The organism is Rhodospirillaceae bacterium, from assembly GCA_018660465.1.
GTDB lineage: Bacteria > Pseudomonadota > Alphaproteobacteria > Rhodospirillales > JABJKH01 > JABJKH01.
Map to the genome: position 1 here is coordinate 1 of JABJKH010000051.1, position 22,452 is coordinate 22,452.

The following is a 22,452-nucleotide window of genomic DNA, read 5'->3' on the forward strand; positions in this document are numbered from 1 at the left end:
ACCATCATGCCCTTAAACGCAGGACATGCGTGTTTACGAAGCGCTAACTCAACAGACCGCCGCCTTCTATTTCCTCCTTGGTCTCGCCTTAACCATTCTTCAAATACTTGATCAAAGCGGTTAGCATCTCCCGCACGGGGTAAGGTGCCATCTTCCATTTGCGAAATTATATCGACAGCCCTCCTTCGGGCATCAGTAAGCGATAGAGACGGATACCGACCAACGGAAGACCTAACCATTCTCCCATTTACTCGCTTCATCACGAACCATGTTTTGGTGCCGCTCACAGCAATACGGATACCCAGCCCACGTACGGTAGCATCGTAAGCATCATATCTTTTGTCTTTTGGCTTCAGCTTCTCAACGGCCATCGCCGTGAGTGGTTTTTCCATTAGTCTTGGCACGTCGTTTCCCTTGGGTTACAATTGGGTTACAAAAATAGATGGAAACAGGTGAAATGGCAAGAACTGCTATGAAACCATGAAGCGCCTACTGAACAAGGTTTGTATAGAGAAATGTAGCAGGATGAAACGGTATGAAATGATAGACCATACGACTGTTAATCACCTTGTCGCAAGTTCGAGTCTTGCCGCCGGAGCCAATTAAAACAAGGGGTTAGCGATTTTATCGCTAGCCCCTTTTTCTTCTAGGGAGCACATAGGAAGCACCAGAGCCGATAAATGGACATATAGACCTTGTTTGCCTTATTGCTCGCAAACACATCCTCACAGCCCTGAAATCGGCTCACAGAAGTGATTAGATCGCTATTGAGGCGGGTAACCTCTGAAAGGGGCCTTTGGTGTTTTGGGTTCCGGTGCGTCGGCTACGGGCTTATTCTCAGCCACGCGGGTTTGACGCATTGTACCTTGCATAATATCGAAGAGGCTCTCGGGAAAAAATTAAAATAAATCCTATTGCTTGCGCATGTGAGCTGCCTGGGAGAAATCGTTGGGATAAATGTATTCTGTGCGCGTCCCACGCCTCATCTCATCAGGGCAAATTATTAGAAACTTATTTCTGATGTTTCTGTAATCACCATCAACTTCGTCAATTTGCTTAGTCATCACCAACTTTAACCTCGCTAAAACGGTTTTTGGTGGGATAAGCGAACGCGCAAACCCGAGTAATTCTTCGTGTAAACTCTTCATTCTCTTCGCGTTTTTTTTCTGCCCAGCCCTGTTAAAACCCTCCGCGCCAATGGCATAAAACGCAGCACACTCAATTGGTTCCCACGCAAAATTTGATAATCCAAGTTTAAACGCCGCCTCTTTGCTTTCCTTATCCAATTTAGCCTTCATGAACTGAGGATTATTGGACTTGGGTTTCTTTTTTATCAGTAGTGGGGGGGGGGCTTGACGGTTTCGGTCAGTGGGGGGGGGGTCAGGAACAAAGTTAAGGCAAAGTCGTTTCGCCCTAGAAAGTTGTGAAGAGGTCATAGAATTCGAAACAAAATCACTTAACTTTGCGCCATTAATGTTTCCATTCAATGCACCAAGACACCCCCACTTATAGGCATAGACATTGTCTTTCTTTACACCCCGTCCTAATGAGTACATTACGCCCAGATTAGTCTGGGCACGGGCATGTCCCTGATTCGCCGCAAACGTGTGCCACTTCACCGCTGTCTCATAGTCCTGTGGAACACCTTCTCCGTTGCTGTACATATTTCCTAGTGAGTACTGAGCAAAGGCGATTCCCTGATTCGCGGCAACCAAGTAATACCTCACCGCAATTTTATAGTTCTGTGGAACACCTTTTCCGAAAGTGAACATTCCACCCAGTATTGTACTAGCACCAGCGTCCCCCTGTTTTGCTAGAGGTTCAAGTTCATGTAGGGCGGTTACATAGTCTCCATTCTTGTATGCGGTTACACCCTTCTTAAAATCGGCACTCAAACTCTCCCCTGCGCTTCCCAAAAGAATGGCAAATGTCACTAGAAAGGATGTGGTCAGTTTTCTCATAGGACGACACCAAGGGCACTGACCACGACGGTCAACGACGAGATGCTTAAGTCGACGCCCAGTCGCACTGCCGGACGCTCTGACAATGACCTTAAAGCCGATATGATTTGGCAACACTTTATCGTTGTTGAATACCGTGATATGACATACACAAAGGAGATAGATCAGGGTTGTCTGTGTGGAATATTGACCACAAACACCAGCGTTTATTTTTTCATAGGGCGAACGTCGGGGGAAATAATGAATGATTTATTCGTTAGCGACTGCGGTGATGAACTGAGGTTGAGTTTTGATGATCTCGTAAAATACCATGGTCGTGGATCAATTTGCGGGCTTTCTATTACATATAAAGTCATACAAAGGGGCTTTGAGGCTTTGGTTCCGGGTGGCGCCCCGGCGAGGGAGTCGCTATCAGTTCTGACCGCTTTTCCTGGCCCCGGCGCGCAAGACGCATTCGAACTCGTTGGGCGTGTTGTAACGAATGGACGATATACGGTCGATAAGAACATTCCGCCCAGCGATGAGATTTCGATCGCCGCCTTCGGATCTTATTATTTCCGGATTACATGCGATAATAAGTCTGTAGAATTGGGTGTAAAACCCGGTGTTGTGCGTCCTGAATTCATTGATATCAAGCGCAAGAAAATGAAAAATCTCGCGACGCCCGAGGAGTCTGCCAAATTTCGCGAACTCCAATTTGAAATGTCGGAACGCGTCCTGCCTCAAGATCCCGCTGATCTCGTGAATGTTATCCAGATAACCGATTAATGACTCTAGCCCAGAGGACGTTTTTCCAATGGTTCTGATCGGTCGTTACATTTCGCCGTTCGTCCGTCGTGTGGCGGTTAGTCTTCACTATCTCGATATTCCCTTTGAGTCGAAACCCCTTTCCCTCATTTCCGAGATGCCGGATATCGAACAACACAACCCACTTGGCCGAGTTCCCGCACTGATCTTGGATGATGGACGTACGCTTATTGATAGCGCTGCAATTCTTGATCATATTGATGCCTTGGTCGGGCCAGACAGGGCATTGCTGCCGATGAATGCACCCACGCGTCAACTTGTCTTGCAACTCGTTGCGTATGCAACGGGTACCCTGGAACGGGTAATGAATGCGGTTGCCGAAGAAAACCGGCCGGTAGAAAAACAAATAGCGGAACGCACGTCTCGTTTTGATCGTCAGTCGGCTGTTGGGCTCTCTGCATTAGAAAACATCGTTCAGAGCTGGGAATGGTCCGTCGGTGAGCGCCTCACGCAATCCGAAATTATATCAACCATTACAACAACATACATCCAAAGGATGCGGCCTCATTTGTGGGACGGCGCGATATACCCGACCCTCGCCACAATTACTTCGAAGTGCGAAAATCTTCCGGCGTTTCGTGATGCGCCATTCGATGTTTCCTGAACTCCGAATAACTCTACACCGCGATTTCGGATAGCAGGTGAAGTGCAAAAATAAAACATGTGGACAAAATGGATATAAAATAGGCTATATTTTTATGATGCTCCGGATAGCGGAAACTCTCAACGAAATGGTGAGAAATCAAACAAAACAAGAGGGGTTAAAAAATCATGTTGCAAAATAAATACCATATAGGAATTGCCGCTGCGGCCTTATCTGTCGGATTAATCTCAGCGGTTCCATCAATTGCACAGTCCCCCATTTCGTTCACGGATCAGAAGAAAAAGACTATCAAGCTTAATAAACCAGTCACACGCGTGGTGACGATCCCAATTCCAGCCGCGTCGATGTTTATGGCGGTTGACGGGGGAACCAAACGTCTGGTGGGCATGCATCATTTGTCTAAGACGGCGATCAAGGGCAATATTCTTCAAAAATTTTTCCCCGATGCCCTCAATATCACCAGCAATATTGTAGGCAAGGGTTTCACGTTCATTCCTAATGTTGAGGAATTGCTCTCTCTCAATCCTGATATCGTATTTCAGTGGTCACACTTGGGGGACGACATTATTAAACCGATTGAAAATGCTGGGATGAAAGTCGCCTCAATTCGTATCGGTAAAGAAGCGTTTACGATTAAATGGCTCCAGATGATGGGCGCCATGTTAGGAAAATCAGAAAAGACAGACGCCATGATCAAATGGCGTCACGATACTCGCGCGATGCTCGCCAAGCACACGTCTGGAATACCGGAGGACAAGCGTCCACGTGTCCTTTATTTTATGAATTACCTTTCAAAACTGCGGGTTGCCGGCGGAAAGTCGTACAATAATTTTTATATCAATCTTGCTGGAGGCAAGAATTCGGCGGGCGGTCTTGGCATGTTCGCCGTCGTTAGTGCAGAGCAAATCATAGCTTGGAATCCAGAGGTCATATTACTAAACGGATTCGAACGTAAGCTCTCACCAAAAGACGTATACAATAATCCGCTTCTCGCCGATGTCAGCGCAGTGAAAAACAAGCGTGTCTACAAGATGCCGCTCGGTGGTTACAGATGGGATCCGCCAAACCAAGAATCTCCGCTCACGTGGCTATGGCTTAGTATGGTTCTTCACCCTGAGAAATTTTCCTGGCCATTGCGCAAAGTAATGGACGAGAAATACCGATTTATCTACGGTCAGGGACTAAGCGATGGTGATATTGACGCCATTCTCAAAATGAAGATGAACGGGACCGCAGCCAATTATCGAATATTTACCCGTCAGTAGGCACCTTCTTTCTGCTGTATTTGGACTAGGCCGCAGTTCGCATTGCACGTGTGATTGGATTGTTGCGTGACATTTCTGAGTAAAACGTTTTCGTTAGATTTGTGGCGAACGGCGCGCTTTCCGGCGTTCTGGTTATCGCTCACCATAGTCTTGATCTTAACCACGCTCTTTTCGCTTATCGTTGGCCGCTACGCCGTACCCATTACACACGTCATCGGTATCTTGTTTTCGCCGTTCTCAGGAATCGATCCCTATTGGACAAGTGTGGAGCAAAGGGTGGTGGAGCTGATTAGATTGCCGCGAATAATTCTTGCATTGGTCGCTGGCGCCGGTCTCGCCATATCAGGAGCAGCACTACAAGGAGTATTTCGAAACCCCCTCGTTGGGCCGCAAATTATTGGTGTTTCCTCGGGTGCGGCGTTTGGTGGAGCGCTTGGAATTTTATTGTCCGAAAGCTCTCTGCTCATAATCAGTCTGGCTTTTATATTTGGCATGGCGGCGATCATGATCGTCTATTTCATTAGCCGTATGAATGGCCGGGCTCCCATTCTCATGCTTGTCCTTTCCGGCGTTGTCACGGGTGCATTCTTTATGGCGCTCGTCTCTCTGGTGAAATTTGTCGCCGACCCAGACGACAAATTGCCGGCAATCGTATTCTGGCTGATGGGAAGTTTTGCGTCGGCAAGCTATGATAAAGTGACCTTGGTCGCCATCCCGGTGACGATTGCGAGTGCGGTAATTTATTTTTTGCGGTTCAGGATTAACGTTTTGTCGTTGGGCGACGAAGAGGCTAAGAGCCTCGGTATTGGCGTAGAACAAACCCGCTGGATCATTTTAGTATGTGTGGCCCTTGTTAGTGCCGCCGTCGTGTCTGCAGCTGGTATTATCGGATGGGTTGGCCTGGTTATCCCACATGTCGCACGTATGATGGTCGGCCCCGATCATCGTGTGCTGTTGCCTGCTTCTGCCTTGATCGGAGCGATCTATCTTATTCTGGTCGATAATTTTGCCCGGGCGTCAATCGCCGCTGAAATTCCTCTTGGTATCATCACCGCTATCATTGGCGCGCCAATTTTTGCGATCTTGCTGCGCCGTACGCAGGCAAAGGGTTGGCAAAATGATTGAGTGTCAGAATGCAGGCTTCCGTTACGCAGAAGACTGGATATTTCGCGCACATAATTTCCGTGTCGAGACCGCAGATATCGTCGCCGTCATTGGGCCAAATGGCCGCGGTAAAACAACGCTGCTCAAGATCATTACAGGTTTACTCCAACCTAATGAAGGCAATATTCATGTTCAGGGCAATATTGGCTACGTCCCACAAAATGCCCAGTCCGCATTTCCCTACTCGGTTCTGGATATGGTGGTAATGGGGCGTGCAAGACATATTGGATTGTTTAGTGTACCGGGTAAGCACGATTTTGAGATCGCCCATAAAATGATCGACCATCTGGGCTTAAAGTCGTACGAAGATCGTCCGTTCGATAGACTTAGCGGCGGAGAACGTCAGCTGGTGCTGATGGCCCGAGCGCTTGCATCGGAATGCGATGTCCTTGTTCTGGACGAACCTGCCTCGGCGCTTGATTTCTACAATCAGAATATAATCCTGCGGACACTACGCGACGTCGCCAAGAACCACGGGCTTACGGTTTTGTTGACCACACATTACCCACAGCACGCCATCCATCTCGCTGACAAGGTACTGTTAATGCACAGCGCCAACCACTTTCAGTTTGGCACAACCGCTGACGTAATGACCGATGTTAATTTGGAACAACTCTACAGCATGCCGATCCGTAACGTCTCTATAGATCACGAAGGAAGAGTGGTAACAACCACTGTCCCGATATTCTCGTAGCCTAGTTTGGGGGCTCGATCTAGAAACCCTGCTCTGTCCGAGGCTTATCCGTTTGTCGGCTTGCGCGATAGCTCGTTGGCCGCCCCTAAGAGAATTCACCCCATCTGCAGTGAAGCCAAATGTCATAAATTTGATATGAAGTTGAAACGCATTGCTGTTCCCGATAGCAGTGATGAAATTTACTATAGGCAGTTATAAGCAGTGTCGGAACAGATCTCCGGATATCGAGACACCATCGCGTTTGAGTAGAATTTGCATACTTCGGTAACAAATCGGACGGCGCTAAGAAATACGCATTCGGCTATCAATCAATTTCCTCAGAAATTAACTTCCGGGCCGCAGAATTTTATTGAGAAAATCCAGTGCCATTTCAATAGCTGCTGGGATCGCAGCCTCAACCGGAGGAGTGAGGCCGATTGTCATGTCATCGCAGTTTTGTGGTTCGCATCCAAGTACTCGAATAACCGAAGGCAGCTCCGCGACTTGTGACGCGAGTGCAAGGGCGCGGATTGGTGTGGCGTAATGGGTATCGGCAAAATAGGAACGTTTTTCGTGTACGCCCATTGAATCGGTATCAGGGATTTCCGGTTCAAGAAAATACAGTTGGCCCGGTTCTCCTTCGCGGGTATAGGCATCGATCAGGAGAAGTGCATCGTAGCCATCCATTAATTCTTGCACGAGGCTCATGCCCCCAATGCCGGTTTCAATGACTTTGACAGAAGAGCCCAGGTCATCACGCGCCATTAGAGCGTGCGCCACGCGCACACCAAAACCGTCATCGGCACGCAACACATTGCCGACTCCGCATATAAGAATTTTATCGTCTCTCGACACGAAATATCTCAGAACGTCGGAAGGTGCGGCGTAAACGGCATTTCAAATCCGATAAGAATGTTTCCGGAATCATTGATTTTGATGGGAAAACAATCAATCGACCCGGGCGCAGCGAGGCGGCTTCCTTGTCGAACATCATAGTGGCAACCCGCATGCAGGGGGCAGCTTAGGGTGTATCCGTTTAATTCCGCCCCTGCCATCAATTGGCCGTTTATGAAACAGTGCGCGTCAATGGCAAACAGATCATCCTCTACAAGGGCGATATACATCGGCTGATCGTCAACGACCAGAAGCTGTGCCTTGCCCGATTTAAGTGCATGTTTGCCCGCAAGTACCGGCACCCAACGCGGGAAAGCCGACGCGCCCGCGGCTTTTTGGATCGGCGCAACGACGGGTAGCGGCTTGTTAAAGACGTAATTATCGGCAACCGGTATGGGGGAGACATTATCCGCAGGAACAGGTCCCGTCGTCATTTCGCCGGGTTCGGGAAAATCTCCTGCGAGACCATAAATTTCCATGAGGGTGTGAATCGCTGGGTCTGTGACAACCTGTTCGAGTACGCCATCCTTGAAGAGAGCGACGAGGCGTGTGAGAGCTTCACGGTGGATAGCATCAAGGTCATTAAGAAGAGAAAATACAGTGTCTTTTATCTCGCCTTCTTCAAGCCCTTCGAGAGTTTGGATCTGCTGATTGGCCCGCGCCAGCAATTCTTCCCATTCGTCGTTGTTTCGAAAGCCAGCCTTTTGTAACGGATCTTGTTCGACGGGTGACGGTGAACACGGAGGTTTTTTCATAGCCGACGGCGCTCTCGCCCTAAACAATGCAAGGGGTCAGTCGTGCGCGCATTGGGAATGGTCGTCTCCATCGCAGCAGCCCGCGTCGCACTCTCCGTGTGCGCCTTTTTGAAATTCCGAAAAGCTATCTGCGAAAAGGCGACCGCCGTCTTTTTTCCCAATTTTGGATAGGCTGTAACGATCCTTCTGCTTGTCTGCGTGTTCCAAAAGACCGCGTTGCAAAAGATCGTCCATGGCGGCGCGTATGTCGGACACATCACAATTGAGAAACGGCAACACGTCATCTGGCGCAAAGGTATCGCCAAAGCCTTCCCCTTGGTACCAGTAGCAAATCTGCAGAACCTCATCGCGATCCATCAACCGCTGAACAGGTTCTCCTTCAAATGTATCTGCCCTAATATCCAATGCGTTCTCCTTCTACTTTGGGATTACGATGCGTCCGTCCCAACAAACGCATTATAACAGACCGGTGTTGCTGGCGTAAGGGCCCTTGCCGTTTTGAAGCCGGGCTCATCGCCCGCAGGAAATAAACCGAGCGCCGCATATCGAGCCGAATCCGTAATTTGACGAATAACATCCTTGGGATCAAATCCAAGTTGTTTCATAAAACTTATATTGTCAATTGATCGGGAGCCATTTTCTGTGCCGTAATTGGCGGCGATTTCCCCGAACAATGTCTCGGGCAATTCGATTTCAACTAGGAATAGTTCTTTCGGCCAGACGCCGAAATGCTCTCCGATCAGAACTAAGTGATCAAGGCTGATGATGCCAGTAACGGCATCAAAAATTCGGTCTTGAATCGTAGGAATATCGACAGGGCCGCCTTTCCAACGCCAGCTCGTAACTGTTCCCGGTGCATCCCCACGTTGGACCGAGCCAACAAGAACCACGCGATCGAATTGGTTCGGAGTTTCTTGAAATTGCTGCACGACGTGCATCGCGCCCCAAACGAGAGCCTCGACTGATACCGACCGACCCGACCAGTTCTGTGCTCCCAAGCGCTCTAATAACGCCGGGCCGAGGGGGTGGCATTCCAGAACCGGAACTGCCCCGACGACACCGATCAAGATGTGGTGGTCGGAATCCGGCTCGCCATTTTTGCTATGCGTCGATTCCACAGGCACAGGTCGTTACTTCGCGTGAGACGACATGGTCTGTCCCCTCAACCATGACATGGGTGGTGCATGGCATGCAGGGGTCAAAGCTACGCAGCGTCCGAAGAATATCAATGCCCTTGAATGCATCCGTATTATCAATGTCGGCTTCCAGAATCGGGGAATTGAGAACGGCTTGTTCATATGCCCCCGGCTCTCCCCACGGAGTACGCGGGCACGCATTCACGGTGGACGGTGTGACGATTTGGTAGTTGGCCAGAACACCGTCTTCGATAACACAGTGGTGGCATAAAAATCCACGGCCCGCTCCCCAGAAACCCGCGCCAATGAATCGGCCTTTGGTGGGGATTTCAAATGGTGTGCTGACTTTAGTTTCGCCACGTTTCATGAGATCGAGCGCCCGCGTCCAGTTTTCCAGCGTTACCATCGCATTGAAAGCCACCGCGTAGGCACGTGCCCGGTTGCGTTCAAAGGTATTCCATACATCCGGAACCTTCCATTCAAGCGTTTTAGCAGGAAGGTCCGGGCCCTTGCCAACATTCAATATCAAGCTTTTACCGGTGGATTTAATATAGTCGCTCTCAGGCAATTTTTGAGCTAGGGCCGAGATGTAGACCCGTGCGTAGGCACCGGCCTCAAAAACTTTTCGATCCCACGTCGGCGTTGTCGACCAGGAATAGCGTTCTTTCCAGTCTTGTGCTCCTGGTTTCGGTATTGTCGTTTTATTCCAAGGATGATTTGGGCTCAAAGGTGCGCCAAGCGGATCGGTCTTAAAGGGATAATCATTCCAATCTTCATAGTAGGAATGTTCGATGAATTCCTCCAGCCCGACGTTTAGATCTTGAAGACGGGTTGTCACCAATTTGCCGTCAACAACGGCACCTGGTGTCGACCACCGTTTCTCGCCCCACGCATTACAGTTTTCATAAGTTGCATCGTAGTAATCTTCGTGATCCCACTGACCAAAATCCACCATCGTCGCAGGTAACCGCCCGCAGTCACGATAGTCTGGGTCGCATTCATAAAAGAAATCATAAATGTCGTCCCAAATGCCGACACATTTTTTACTGTAATCAAAAAACCGGTGAAGTTTTATATAGAACTCGTTGAGCGTTGTTAGCGTGATCATGGTGGTAACACCACCTGGGATAACCGTTTCCGGGTGGGGGTATTTGCCACCCAACAAAACATATGCCTCACGCGCAACGCGCGTCATCGTCAAGGCCTCAAGATACAATTTTCCGGAAAGGGGATTGAGGTCGGTCATGATTTCAGCAATGGTCGCATAGCCGTGTACATCACTAAATTTTGTTTTAGCGCTAACCGCTTTTTCCCAAATTTCAGGGTTGGTGTCCTTAACCAAGGATTCCGAATAATCAGGTCCGGACAGCACAAATAAATGCAGTGGGTTATCGTATAGATATTCGCAGCTCAGCAGCAAATTTCGAACCACGATGCCCAGGGGTGGTGGTTTAATGCCAAGCGCCATTTCGATCGATAGCGCCGAAGCGGTTGCATGCACACCGCCGCAGACTCCGCAGGCCCGCGAACTGATAAATGCCGCGTCCCGGGGGTCACGCCCACGTAGAATGACTTCGTAGCCTCGGAACAAAGTTGCCATCGAATTTGTATCGAGAACTTTACGTTCTTGTAAATTAACGGTGCTATGAAATGCCAGTGCGCCGGCAACCCGGGTCACGGGATCATAGTCTATGTCGCTGATTTGGCCGTTCTTGCGCGCTATTTCCTTGAGGCGTTCTTCGCGATCTTGGGTCTCTCCAACGTCATAGGCAAAGGGGGCCTTAATTCCCGGCTTAAGAAAGGCGTTTCCATTCTCGTCGAAGTCGATGGGTAGGTTTTCAAAACACATTTAGGCCTCCGTAAATTTTTTCCCTGGCGCGGAATTATTGTCGCTTCGCAACCGAGACGATTGCCGCCAAGTTGCCGTTAACGGCGAGTAATCTGTTTAATAATTCGACAAGCCCGCCATTGACCGCACTAAGATGTTCCGGCAGCGGGTCCGTTTGGTCGCGGATGGCAATTAACCCTCCGGCAAGATTTGACAAATTTCTAATCGTTTTCCAGAGCGCTATAATAACGCCAAGAAGATAAACGACCAACACCAGGACAACCGCAGCGATTACCGCCAGCGTCAGCATCAAGAGTATATTGGTCATGATGCGCTCTCCTTTCCAGCCCGTTCTGCCAAAACCTGCGCTATGGTCGCGCTATGGTCATTAATATTACCGGCCGTTTCGACCATGTTTGTCGCGACCGCAATGGTATCATTAAGTGCCGTAATCGGTGCCGTATTATTCATGATCCCGACGCCGGCGGTCAGCATGGCCGCAGTATACCCTTCGATATCACGCGCCGCGCGTAAAAGCCGACGAAGCAGATAAATCGCCAGTGGCACGATAACGATGACCACGAGCCCGAGCGTAACCGCCCAAATTACTTGAACCATAACAGGTAAGGCTGTCACCGGTTCCATTGTTCTAGCTCCCCTGCTTTACAACGGCGTCAATAGTGCCCGTCAGGTGGTTGTCGATGGCGCCGAGGCCCCCTGCTATATCCGTCAATCCGGCATTAATCTTTGTCACCTCTGGCCCCAAGTGGCTGGTTTCCATTTCAATTGCGCGCAGACCAAACCGGAGTTTTGCAAGAAAGCTATCGCCGTTGCCGCCGATAGATTCCAACACGATTGAAATTTTCCACACGCTGTAGGCAAGAATAACAAAAAAGGCCAAGACCAGAATTGCCGTCAGAAGTGTAAGTGTGGTCATTATGTCCTCCTAGTGGCTCTTCATGCATTGCGGACAGCCCGGACAGCCATTCGCGTGCGCTTCGATCGTCGCCGCACCTTCCGCGATGCGTCCAGCCCGCACCAAAATCGCGGCCACGGTTTCTTCAGTTCGGTAAAGCGTAGGTATATGAACGGTGTTGTTGGCAACGCGTTGGCCTGTCGTCCATATTTGCGACACGACCGCGTTGATGCTCTGGGCTTCGCGATGAATAAGCCACAACAACAGCGAAACGACGAGGCTAACGACAACGCCTAGCCCCAAGGAGACCCACCATAGTGTGACCGTCGATGCCTCCAACATTTATTCTCTCCTATACGCGACACGTAATGGGCATCCGAAGGCTTCCATCACGATGCCTTCTTCTGATCTGCCGCATTCAGCGCTGAGACGATGGCCCCGGCGTTCTCCTCAATGGCCCCGGCACCACCCAACAAATCCTTCGCGACCTTATTGGTCTGGTTGATCGCCCAAATCGAGTTTGTATTTTCTTCAATTTCAGCGACAACGCTAAGTGCTGTTTTTGCAAGTGCAGCAATGCGCCGGGCTTGTAAAATAATAATGATCAGAAGAAGCGCCGCCGCGACAACGACGAATGCGGCAATGGAAAAACCGATAATCCAGGGTTCTGTCATGACATTTACTCCGCTGCCTGGCGGTTTTTGGCTTGCGCGCGCTGGATGCTATCGTGGGCTTCCGCCTGAAGCTGTTTTTGTTTGGTTGAACCGGGCCGGAACTTAGTGCCTGCGAACTGAAGCTTTTTATAGAAATAGCTCGCCGTGTTATCAAACCATCCTGAATTTTTTACATTGCCCCAGCCACTGGGAACTTCGCCGGATTCACGCCATCGCCGGTGCTTGTTGTTGTTGCGCTGGGTGATCGCGCGCAACGGTCGAATAAAACCACCCCCGACACGGGCCACAAACGCCGACAAGGTCGCCCCCGGCGGTTTTTTGTAAAACGGGGCGAATGCATCCGGAAATCCCGGCATGGTGCAGCCGATACAGATTCCGCCGGTATTCATGCAGCCGCCGGTATGGCCAATGGCGCCCCTACTCACCATGTTGCACTGAACGACCGGCCCCCAACAGCCGAGTTCCACCAAGCATTTCGAATCACCGTATTCTTCCGCAAAGTCACCTTCTTCATAGCTTCCCGCACGAACGCAACCAAGGTGCACGGTTTCGTTGAACATCCACGCCGGCCGACCAAGTTCGTCAAACTGGGGCAAAGGCCCGACACCTCCAAGAAACATCAAAACCGAACTAATGGTCTCTGTGATATTATCGCCGACAGGTGCGCAGCCTGGAATATTAACCACCGGCAATCCGAGCGCACTCAGAAAATCCTTACCTAGAAATTCCATGACCGACATGGCACCGGTGACGTTTCCGATGGCGGCAGGTATCCCGCCCCACGTGGCGCAAGTGCCGACGGCAATGACGGCGGCCGCGCCCGGCGCTAGTCGCTCAAGCCAACTTGCGGTGGGAATGGGCTTATGGGTACCATCTTCCAGAATATCACTACCCATGGCAGACCAATATCCGCCACAGGCTTCGGCAATACTTTCATCCGCGACAGAGCCCTCGTAAAGAACGACATAGGGTGCCCCAAGCTTTCCTTCCGCCGCCAGACGAAAATTCGAAATGAACGCTTCACCCGCCGTTACCGATAAGACAGGGTGATGCAGGATGATTTTGGGCAGGCCCGGAATTGCCGCAGAAATGAGCTGTTCGACGCTGGGATGTTGGGCACCAACGGCCGCGATTGAACAACCGTCACAACTCATCCCCGCCATCCAAAAGGCATGAACTTCCGTGATTGGCCCGTCTTCAAGTGTAAATATTGGGGTATGCTTGCTGCCGGACGCTGGTGTCTCCACAGTCGCCATGTCTTTCCCCTAAAACCTAAGACCGTATAATTCCAGTTCAGACGATAAGTCTAAACCTTGACATAAGGTCAAGGTCAATAGGAAAACACAGGAGATTTTAATTGAATTTCAAGAACAGTTAGCTCGTACTTTTCGCATCTCTCACGCACGTACAAGGAACATAAAGAGCCCCACAAATACAGTCAGGTGGGTGATTTCTCGGTAATGCCAATAGCGCGCTATGGCGGGAAGAAAGATCATCGAATCGGCCCTGAAGGACGCTAATCGTTACGCCCAGTTCGCGAATATGAGAATCGAGCAGGGCCATGGTGCGTTTTCTGAGAGAGGGTTCTTCTTCATCTGTAAGTAGATCCAATACTTCGTCAATCGACAGGCCCAGCCTGCGTAGTCCGAATACCAATTTTGCTCTGTTCACAGTATCCGCATCGTACATCCGGTATCCTTGATCTGTTCGGTCAGGTGTTTTCAACAGACCAATTTTTTCGTAGTACCGGATGGTCTTGGGCGTGGTCCCCAAATTTGCTGCAAATTTTCCGATACGTAGCATGTTAACCTCTCCTCAATTTCCGCATAGAATTAAAGATACATAAGTCGACGCCCGGTCGCACCCTTTTCCGACTCCATATCGGTATCTCTGGATGCGGTTGTCAATTGACCCGTAGCCGTCCTATTTTTACGGTGGTGGATATGCGTATCACCCGCATTCTCTCTCAAGTAGGAGGCGTCATACCTTGTCTGGATTGGTACCTATAAACGATCAGCTTCCGGCTGAGGAAATTCGCATTCATGGTATCGTCCAGGGTGTTGGGTTCCGGCCTTTTGTGTTCCGAGCGGCGCAAGAATTGGGACTGAGGGGCAATGTGCAAAATAACGGCGGAGCCGTTCGAATTCGGGTCGCAGGCCTCGCTGTCGACATCAACCGATTCGTGGAAATCCTTTGTGATCGAACACCTCCCCTCGCCCGCATCGACCGGTTAGAGCGGTCACTTTATCAAGAAAATCTGGAAAGTGGCTTTCAAATTATTCCGAGCGTAGACGGCGAATTCGGCGGGGCATGGACCGGCATTGGTCCAGACACTGGGACCTGCCCCGATTGTATGGGGGAGGTGTTCAATATTGCAGATCGACGGCATCGCTATCCCTTCACAAATTGCACCAATTGCGGGCCACGCCTCAGCATAGTTCGAGACCTTCCCTATGACCGCGAAAATACCAGCATGGCCGCCTTTCCTTTATGCCCTCTTTGTCGTGGGGAATATGAAACGCCCGGCGACCGAAGGTTCCATGCCGAACCCAATGCGTGCCCCGCGTGCGGCCCGCAGCTCCGGTTTGTTTGTGCGAAAGACTGGCGAGATGAAACCACGAGCAATCCCATCATAGTCGCCCAGGAGAGGATTAAAGACGGCGCAATCATTGCCGTAAAAGGATTAGGCGGATATCAGCTAACGTGCTTGGCAACGGACGAGACTTCCGTAGACCGTCTACGGCAACGTAAGCATCGGTACGAAAAGCCCTTCGCTTTACTTGGTAGGGATTTAGACATGGTGCGGCGATATTGTGCCGTTTCTCCAGCAGAAGCAGAGCTACTCAAGAGCCCCGAGGCACCGATTGTCATACTTGCCGCGCATGGTCCTGAGAATGTGGCACCTTCTGTTGCGCCCGGCCAGCGAACGCTGGGTTTTATGCTGCCCAGTACGCCGCTTTACCACTTGTTGATGGAGAGAGCGGACGGTCCGTTGGTCATGACCAGTGGTAACCGTTCCGATGAACCACAGGTAATTCGTGACGACGAGGCCCGTGAACGCCTGAGTGATGTCGCTGACTGGTTTTTGACCCACAACCGCGACATCATCAACCGAGTGGACGATTCGGTGGTGCGCTCGATTGCCGGGAGACCGCGCCTTACCCGGCGCGCGCGCGGGTACGTGCCCGCAGCCCTGCCCCTGCCGCCGGGGTTTGAGGACGCCCCTAGCGTGTTGGCTTTTGGCGGCGAACTAAAATCAACTATTTGCCTGGCGCGGACTGGAAAGGCTGTCGTTTCTCAGCATTTAGGAGATCTCGAGGAAGCGGCGACTGTATTGGCCTATCGTGATACCTTAAACCTTTACTTAGGGATGTTGGGCGAAGGCCCAGACGTTTTAGCAGCCGACCTTCATCCGGATATGGCCTCAAGCAAGTTCGCTGAAGACATCGCCGACAGTAATGGGCTTGTACTAACCCGCGTTCAGCACCACCACGCCCATGCCGCTGCGTGCATGGCAGAGAACCTCCTGCCGCTAGATACATCACCGGTGCTGGCGGTCGTATTCGACGGCTTGGGGTTAGGTCCTGACGGAACTCTTTGGGGGGGTGAGTTCTTGTCGGCGAATTATATCACTGCCCACAGGCTGGCAACACTTAGCCCCGTTCCCATGCCAGGCGGTGAGAAAGCCATCCGCGAACCGTGGCGGATGGCTTACGCCCACTTGTCCACCGCGTTTGATTGGAAAGATTTGAATAAGCGTTTTCCGTCTGTGGATTTTTTTCAGCGCTTAAGTACCCGTCCCGTTGCACAACTTGCCGGAATGGTCGCAAGCGGTGTCAATGCGCCCGCAACCAGTGCCGCCGGACGACTGTTTGATGCTGTGTCTTCCGTGGTTGGGCTACGTGACGAGGTGTCCTACGAAGGACAGGCAGCTATTGATCTTGAAACAGCAATAGGACGGAATGACATTGCTGAGCCGTCGGAACACGCATACCGATTTAGCATACGGGAAAAAGGCGGCAACGGTCTGCTGACCCTTGATCCGCATCCTATGTGGGAGGCTTTACTGCAAGACCTGGAACAGTCGATTGATATTTCCGAAGTATCTACACGGTTTCATTGTGGCCTCGCAGTTGCGGTTGTGGAAACGATCAATACCTTGCGCAAACTTCACGACGACCCGTGGAAGGGTAAGGTTTCTCTCTCCGGCGGTGTCTTTCAAAACGTAGCTCTTTTTGAATTGGTGTCGGATCTTCTTAAGGACCAAGGCATGGAGGTTCTTTCCCATTCATTTGTTCCATGCAATGATGGAGGTCTGTCTCTTGGGCAAGCAGTTGTGGCGGCGGCTCGGTCCGCTAGGAATTAGTTGCGTAGGAAAGGCAGCCGTTCAGTCGAAAGCCAGTTTGGAGTATACAACAATGTGCTTGGGAATTCCGGGTCAGATAGTCGAGATCACCGATTTCGAAAACAATCTGGCAAAGGCTGATTTTAATGGTGTCCGTCGCACGATCAATATTACCTGTGTGGTGTCCGATGACCGCCCTGCCAAAGACTGCGTCGGGGACTGGGTGCTGGTTCACGTGGGGTTCGCGATGAGCCGTGTCGATGAGGAAGAAGCCCAAAAAACCCTCGATTTATATAAAGAGTTAGGCAGCATTGAAGAGGAATTAGGGGCAATTCGAGATGCGACGCCGGAGACAGGAGCACAAAGGTCATGAAGTACGTTGATGACTTTCGTGATCCAGACGGTGCCAAAGCCCTTATCCGTCAAATCCATGACTCAGCAAGCAGATTACCTACACGTGCATCCGGGCCATACAAAATCATGGAAGTCTGTGGTGGCCATACCCACACCATATTCCGCCACGGGATTGAGAACATGCTACCAGATACCATTGAACTCGTGCATGGACCGGGATGCCCGGTCTGCGTGCTTCCGGTAGGTCGCGTTGATGATGCGATTTCCATCGCCGAGCGCCCAGAAGTTATTTTCACGACTTTTGGAGACACCATGCGCGTCCCCGGTTCGAAGAAAAGTTTATTGGAGGCCAAGGCGGAAGGTGCTGACGTGCGGATTGTCTATTCGCCCTTGGATGCATTTGAAATTGCGCGCAAGAACCCGGACCGTGAAGTGGTCTTTTTCTCTCTCGGATTCGAGACAACTGCGCCAAGTTCTGCATTGACAGTTTTGCAAGCGAAGTCCGAAGGCATCAAAAACTTTGGCCTTTTTTGCAACCACATCACAGTTATACCTGCCATGCAGGCGATTTTAGATTCCCCAGGATTGGACATAGAGGGATTCCTTTGCCCTGGCCATGTCAGCATGGTTATTGGTGCGGCGGCTTATGAGGAAATCGCGCGCACGTACGCGAAGCCAATGGTCGTTTCGGGATTTGAGCCTTTGGATATTCTACAATCCATCTGGATGGTTGTGCAGCAACTCGTCGATGGCCGCGTCGATGTCGAAAATCAATATAAGCGTGTTGCCTTAGAAGACGGCAATCGGGCTGCCATGGATGCGATCGAGAAAGTTTTCGAGCCGCGCGCGTTTTTCGAATGGCGAGGGTTGGGGTCTCTGGACGATTCAGGGCTGAAGCTTCGGGCGGCCTATCAGGACTTTGACGCAGAGCGTAAATTCCCCGTGCCGGAATTAAGCGTTGCAGACCCCAAGGCGTGTGAGTGTGGCGAGGTGCTTAAGGGTGTCTTGAAACCCTGGGAATGCAAAGTTTTTGGGACCGCTTGTACGCCGGAAACGCCGATTGGCGCATGTATGGTGTCATCCGAAGGAGCATGCGCTGCTTATTATAGATATGGTCGCTTGTCGCCTCCTGACAGTGAAACGCCGCAGGCTAGACGCGCGTGAACGAGGTGGGCATTCACAATGAGTGAGGACCATCGTGGCGCGGCTTCAAGCCACCCCATCCTTAGTAAAATAGAAAATATGCGGCGCCGACGCGGTAAGGTGAGGGGCGATACCATTACGCTTGCTCACGGTGGCGGCGGCAAGGCCATGCGTGACCTCATCGAAGACGTATTCCTGGGCGCATTCGGCAATCCGATCCTTGATCGTCTTGAAGATCAGGCGGCGATCCCATTGGAGGCCATAATCTCCGATGGTTCCCGTCTCGCGTTCACAACAGATTCCTATGTCGTCGATCCGGTGTTTTTTCCGGGCGGTGATATCGGAACCCTGGCGGTAAACGGTACGGTCAACGATTTAGCCGTTGGCGGTGCGCGTCCACTTTATCTGTCTTCTTCATTTATCATCGAAGAAGGATTTTTAGTTTCCGATCTCCGACGAATCGCCAAAAGTATGCATGCGGCGGCCGAAATTGCAGGAGTGAGTATTGTAACAGGCGATACCAAAGTTGTGCATCGAGGTGCTGCCGACAAAGTATTTATTAACACGGCAGGGATCGGAATCGTCGAAAAAGACATGCGCATTCAGGCGGATGCCGCCAAGCCGGGGGATGCTATAATTATCAATGGAACACTTGGCGATCACGGCATCGCAATTCTTGGCGCACGCGGCGAGTTGGCGCTAGACATAGATATCATCAGCGACTGCCGGTCTCTGAATGGAATGATCGCGGGCGTGCTCGATATTGCTCCTGGCGTTCACTGCATGCGCGACCTGACGCGCGGTGGACTTGGGATGGTGCTAAATGAATTTGCCTTGGCGTCAGAAGTTGGAATTCGTATTGAAGAAGGCAAGATTCCGTTCCATCCGGCTGTCGAGGGAACCTGCGAGATATTGGGATTTGATCCACTTTATTTGGCCAATGAGGGAAAGCTCGTTGCCATCGTGCCCGCAGATGCAGCAGACGATGTGATTGCGGCAATGCGCCGAGACGAGGCGGGGGAAGGGGCCGTACAAATTGGCCGGGTTGTTGAAGAACCTGCCGGTATGGTTGTAATGGAAACAAATCTTGGCGGTGAACGTGTGGTGGATATGCCTGCCGGCGAGCAATTGCCGCGCATCTGTTAACGCGAATTAGTCGAGGTTTGAAATTAGAGTTGGGAATTTTGAGGCAGGACGTTAGGATAGATACATTCTTGGCATCTAGCGGCACTTTTTGGAGGCTTGAACATGAAAATAGCGACGGTCGGCAAAGGCGGCTCGGGTAAAACCACGTTAGCCGGAACATTAGCCCGAATAATGGCACGCGACAGCGGCACGTTGTTGGCGATAGATGGAGACCATAATCCGAATCTTGCGCTGACTCTTGGAATTCGCCGTCAAGATTCGGACCAGATTAATTACATTCCGCCGACTCTCATGAAACGAACGCCCAATCCGGACGGTCCAGATTTCCTCTCGTTGACCATGAGCGAGGATGACGTGATGCGTACGTATGCGGCGACGGCACCCGATGGCGTCAAATTAATTGTCATGGGGAGGCCATTGCACGGTAGCGCCGGCAGTGGCTGAATGTGCGCATCACACAGGGCGGTCCGTGGATTGATTGCCGAAATGACGAGCTACGGTCAGCATACCGTAACAGATATGGAAGCCGGACTGGAGCACCTAAAAAGGGGTACGGCGCAGAACGTAGACGTTATGCTGGTGGTGGCGGAGCCCTATTATCGTTCGCTTGAGGCCGCCGCTAGGACTTGTGAGCTAACCGACGAGTTGGGAATCCCGCACACGTTTGTTGTCGCCAACAAGGTTCAGAGCGACGCCGACCAAGAGGCAATTACTTCCTTTTGCAACGGGCACGGTCTACCAATTTTAGGGACTGTTCCTTATGAAGAGCAGTTCATGGAAGCCGAGCGCGCGGAAAGTAGTCCGTTCGACTATGCGCCCGATTGCGCCGGAATGCGGCAAATCGAAGATATCGTACAGAAACTGTATGCGCTTGAAATTTCGCCTAGGGTCGATGTCCAAGCTCATAAAAAATGCCTCGTGTCGAATTCGGGAGAACCGAACAAACCATCATAGATCGATGCTAATTTGAATTTGGAAGACTTCCTCTGAAGGATGGTTCTCAAGTCGATGTCTTGATCGTGTCTGCTGCGTGGTCACGAGAGGGGGCAGAGACAGGAGATTGTTCTCCGGCACCGCTGTCCTCCGCCCGACGCACCAATGTTTTTATGTCTAGACCATAGTACCAAATCGCGCTTGCCCCCGTTACCGCGACGGTCAGAAAGCTGAAACCTTTAAGCACGAATACCATGGCAAGCGCGGTTTCTGCATCGATTCCGTACTCACCGAATAGGAAAATGGCACCGGCAGTAAACCCGCCGATAATCTTGAGGCTACCCGCCAGGATGACCAGATAGCCTAAAAAGATCATCGCAAAAAGATAATGGCTTAAAGAAAGTTCGACACCGAAACCCAGGCCAGCGAAAAATAGGTGGCTCGCCGCAAACAATTTAATGATGATCGCGGCCAGTATGATTGCACAACGCCGACCGTTTTGATCTGGTAGAATGATCCCTTCTGCGAACAAGACCATTATTTTGGACAGCCATCTGTGTATACGTTCGGGCAGTCGCTGAAAAATTTTCCAACCTGCAATTAATCCCATTTTTCGCCGCAGGACTATAAGTGCCCCGCTAAGGGCGATAAAAATGGCCAAGCTACCTGCTGCGCCCCAAGTAAGGGTCGTGCGAACCGGGTCAAGCGCCTCCGGAAGAGGCAAAAACGCAACGGCGGCAAAAGTAAGAGCAACAAAGACAAACCCGTCAACGATCCGATCTATTGTAATGGTCGCAAGAACCGAACTGGTGCTAATGTTTTCTAACTTGGCGACCAGCCAGGCGCGTACCAACGGGCTAATGCGGACAGGTGAAAAATGGTTTGAAAAATACCCAGCCATGAGGGCGGAAAACATCCGCCAAATACCGACTCGTCGGATTGGTGTTAAGATAAACCCCCATTTGACGGCCCTAAATACCTGCTCACCAGCGATGACAAAGGGAATTACGAGAAGTGGCCACAGGTTGGCCCCAGATACGACATCAACAAATCGGGTAAAGCTGAAGTTGCGCAGCAAGTAGGCGAGGACGAGCAAACCGACGACAGCACCGGTCCACGCCAACCACACGGCGCTCCGCTTCCCTCGAGATTTTACAGGCTTACTCATGGCAACTGTGTGACCATACTATGCGCGAGATGATGTCCAAGAATTAGGCCTCGGACATCTAAATTCCCCGCTTCAACGTCTGGCTGCCTTTTAAAAGAACATCGCCTGATAATGGTAGCCTGCATCCTGCAATTTCAGGATTTGGGCGGCGCCGTTGGGGACGAGCTTGACCCCTTTGATCAATTCAGTCGGCATGCCGTGCTTGCCCATCATCTTTACGGTCGTTTTATCCGCAAAGAATACAACGCCCTTCTTCATCAGTTTTTTCACGGCTTCCACATGCATGCCGCCATCCGTGGTACCGATTGAAATAAACTTCTTTTCTGCGTATTTGGCGACAAGATTGAATCCAGGGCCAATGGCCACGACCGCCACCTCGACCGTCTCTCCCTTTAAGGCTTTTAATAACTGCCCAATGCGTTGAAGTGTCCGCTTTTGAGCCTTCTCGTTTTTGCTGCTCATTTGCACGACCAGTTTATAATCCTTTGCCATGGCAGGTGACGTGAGCAATAGTCCGCCCAAAAAAGCTGCGGCAATTAGTGCCATAAAATTTATTCGTAACATTGCAAATCATCCCCTCAGAAGGCTTGAATTAGATTTCAGCATCGATAATGTAAAAAGGTATTTAAGTTTACATTTTTTATCAATTGAATTCTTCTGTCGCCACGCAGCGCCCCAAGCGCAAC

General features: G+C 50.9%; 27 protein-coding genes. 11 read left to right on the top strand and 16 right to left on the bottom strand.

Annotated features, from left to right (window positions below; all coding sequences use genetic code 11):
- Positions 1-404 (bottom strand): DUF4102 domain-containing protein (locus HOM51_07870; protein ID MBT5034422.1); only part of this gene is annotated, 404 nt, incomplete at its 3' end.
- A 507-nt stretch (positions 405-911) separates the two neighbouring features.
- Positions 912-1,961 (bottom strand): sel1 repeat family protein, encoded by a 1,050-nt coding sequence (locus HOM51_07875; GenBank protein ID MBT5034423.1) that lies wholly within the window; start codon positions 1,959-1,961, stop codon positions 912-914.
- 240 nt (positions 1,962-2,201) lie between these two features.
- On the opposite strand from HOM51_07875, the gene HOM51_07880 reads away from it, so the two are divergent.
- The 5 genes from HOM51_07880 (at position 2,202) to HOM51_07900 (ending at position 6,495) form a co-directional block, all read left to right on the top strand.
- Positions 2,202-2,729 (top strand): hypothetical protein, encoded by a 528-nt coding sequence (locus HOM51_07880; GenBank protein ID MBT5034424.1) that lies wholly within the window; start codon positions 2,202-2,204, stop codon positions 2,727-2,729.
- A gap of 28 nt (positions 2,730-2,757) precedes the next feature.
- Complete coding sequence (locus tag HOM51_07885; GenBank protein MBT5034425.1) at positions 2,758-3,372, top strand: glutathione S-transferase family protein; 615 nt, start codon at positions 2,758-2,760, stop codon at positions 3,370-3,372.
- Between the two features lie 167 nt (positions 3,373-3,539).
- Positions 3,540-4,637, top strand: a complete 1,098-nt coding sequence (locus HOM51_07890) for an ABC transporter substrate-binding protein (protein MBT5034426.1) — start codon at positions 3,540-3,542, stop codon at positions 4,635-4,637.
- A 75-nt stretch (positions 4,638-4,712) separates the two neighbouring features.
- Positions 4,713-5,762, top strand: a complete 1,050-nt coding sequence (locus HOM51_07895) for an iron ABC transporter permease (protein MBT5034427.1) — start codon at positions 4,713-4,715, stop codon at positions 5,760-5,762.
- Entirely contained in the window at positions 5,755-6,495 is a 741-nt protein-coding gene (locus HOM51_07900; protein MBT5034428.1) for an ABC transporter ATP-binding protein, read from the top strand. The genes HOM51_07895 and HOM51_07900 overlap by 8 nt, the downstream gene beginning before the upstream one ends.
- A 324-nt stretch (positions 6,496-6,819) precedes the next feature.
- Here the strand turns inward: HOM51_07900 and HOM51_07905 are convergent, their stop codons facing one another.
- From HOM51_07905 to HOM51_07960, 12 genes are all read right to left on the bottom strand, one after another.
- Positions 6,820-7,329, bottom strand: a complete 510-nt coding sequence (locus HOM51_07905; GenBank protein ID MBT5034429.1) for a hydrogenase maturation protease — start codon at positions 7,327-7,329, stop codon at positions 6,820-6,822.
- Between the two features lie 8 nt (positions 7,330-7,337).
- Positions 7,338-8,123, bottom strand: a complete 786-nt coding sequence (locus HOM51_07910; protein ID MBT5034430.1) for a hypothetical protein — start codon at positions 8,121-8,123, stop codon at positions 7,338-7,340.
- A 36-nt stretch (positions 8,124-8,159) separates the two neighbouring features.
- Positions 8,160-8,528 carry a hypothetical protein gene (locus HOM51_07915; protein ID MBT5034431.1) on the bottom strand — a complete coding sequence of 123 codons (369 nt, stop codon included), beginning with the start codon at positions 8,526-8,528 and terminating at the stop codon, positions 8,160-8,162.
- 23 nt (positions 8,529-8,551) lie between these two features.
- On the bottom strand, positions 8,552-9,241 hold the full coding sequence (locus HOM51_07920) for a hypothetical protein (GenBank protein MBT5034432.1): 690 nt from the start codon (positions 9,239-9,241) through the stop codon (positions 8,552-8,554).
- Positions 9,225-11,108, bottom strand: a complete 1,884-nt coding sequence (locus HOM51_07925) for a nickel-dependent hydrogenase large subunit (protein MBT5034433.1) — start codon at positions 11,106-11,108, stop codon at positions 9,225-9,227. Before HOM51_07925 ends, HOM51_07920 begins: the two co-directional genes overlap by 17 nt.
- A 34-nt stretch (positions 11,109-11,142) precedes the next feature.
- On the bottom strand, positions 11,143-11,415 hold the full coding sequence (locus HOM51_07930; protein MBT5034434.1) for a hypothetical protein: 273 nt from the start codon (positions 11,413-11,415) through the stop codon (positions 11,143-11,145).
- Positions 11,412-11,732: a hypothetical protein gene (locus tag HOM51_07935; protein MBT5034435.1), complete on the bottom strand. Its 321-nt coding sequence runs from the start codon at positions 11,730-11,732 to the stop codon at positions 11,412-11,414. Before HOM51_07935 ends, HOM51_07930 begins: the two co-directional genes overlap by 4 nt.
- 4 nt (positions 11,733-11,736) lie before the next feature.
- A complete protein-coding gene (locus tag HOM51_07940) occupies positions 11,737-12,024 on the bottom strand; it encodes a hypothetical protein (GenBank protein MBT5034436.1) in 288 nt (95 codons plus the stop codon).
- A 9-nt stretch (positions 12,025-12,033) separates the two neighbouring features.
- A complete protein-coding gene (locus HOM51_07945; GenBank protein MBT5034437.1) occupies positions 12,034-12,345 on the bottom strand; it encodes a hypothetical protein in 312 nt (103 codons plus the stop codon).
- Positions 12,346-12,392: 47 nt separating this feature from the next.
- Complete coding sequence (locus tag HOM51_07950; protein MBT5034438.1) at positions 12,393-12,677, bottom strand: hypothetical protein; 285 nt, start codon at positions 12,675-12,677, stop codon at positions 12,393-12,395.
- A gap of 5 nt (positions 12,678-12,682) precedes the next feature.
- The gene (locus tag HOM51_07955; protein MBT5034439.1) at positions 12,683-13,933 is read right to left on the bottom strand and encodes a hydrogenase expression protein HypE; all 1,251 of its coding nucleotides are present in this window, start codon (positions 13,931-13,933) and stop codon (positions 12,683-12,685) included.
- Between the two features lie 118 nt (positions 13,934-14,051).
- Complete coding sequence (locus HOM51_07960) at positions 14,052-14,480, bottom strand: MerR family transcriptional regulator (protein ID MBT5034440.1); 429 nt, start codon at positions 14,478-14,480, stop codon at positions 14,052-14,054.
- Positions 14,481-14,682: 202 nt separating this feature from the next.
- Between HOM51_07960 and hypF the strand changes: the two genes are divergently transcribed.
- From hypF to HOM51_07990, 6 genes are all read left to right on the top strand, one after another.
- Entirely contained in the window at positions 14,683-17,043 is a 2,361-nt protein-coding gene (gene hypF, locus HOM51_07965; protein MBT5034441.1) for a carbamoyltransferase HypF, read from the top strand.
- 52 nt (positions 17,044-17,095) lie between these two features.
- The gene (locus HOM51_07970) at positions 17,096-17,395 is read left to right on the top strand and encodes a HypC/HybG/HupF family hydrogenase formation chaperone (protein ID MBT5034442.1); all 300 of its coding nucleotides are present in this window, start codon (positions 17,096-17,098) and stop codon (positions 17,393-17,395) included.
- Positions 17,392-18,540, top strand: coding sequence for a hydrogenase formation protein HypD (hypD, locus tag HOM51_07975; protein MBT5034443.1), 1,149 nt, complete (start codon positions 17,392-17,394; stop codon positions 18,538-18,540). Before HOM51_07970 ends, hypD begins: the two co-directional genes overlap by 4 nt.
- Positions 18,541-18,558: 18 nt before the next feature.
- Positions 18,559-19,665 carry a hydrogenase expression/formation protein HypE gene (hypE, locus tag HOM51_07980; protein ID MBT5034444.1) on the top strand — a complete coding sequence of 369 codons (1,107 nt, stop codon included), beginning with the start codon at positions 18,559-18,561 and terminating at the stop codon, positions 19,663-19,665.
- A gap of 102 nt (positions 19,666-19,767) precedes the next feature.
- Complete coding sequence (locus HOM51_07985; GenBank protein ID MBT5034445.1) at positions 19,768-20,109, top strand: AAA family ATPase; 342 nt, start codon at positions 19,768-19,770, stop codon at positions 20,107-20,109.
- A gap of 42 nt (positions 20,110-20,151) precedes the next feature.
- A complete protein-coding gene (locus HOM51_07990; protein ID MBT5034446.1) occupies positions 20,152-20,619 on the top strand; it encodes a hypothetical protein in 468 nt (155 codons plus the stop codon).
- A 46-nt stretch (positions 20,620-20,665) separates the two neighbouring features.
- Here the strand turns inward: HOM51_07990 and HOM51_07995 are convergent, their stop codons facing one another.
- Complete coding sequence (locus HOM51_07995; protein ID MBT5034447.1) at positions 20,666-21,766, bottom strand: flippase-like domain-containing protein; 1,101 nt, start codon at positions 21,764-21,766, stop codon at positions 20,666-20,668.
- A 90-nt stretch (positions 21,767-21,856) separates the two neighbouring features.
- Positions 21,857-22,330, bottom strand: a complete 474-nt coding sequence (locus tag HOM51_08000) for a hypothetical protein (GenBank protein ID MBT5034448.1) — start codon at positions 22,328-22,330, stop codon at positions 21,857-21,859.
- Positions 22,331-22,452 lie beyond the last annotated feature (122 nt).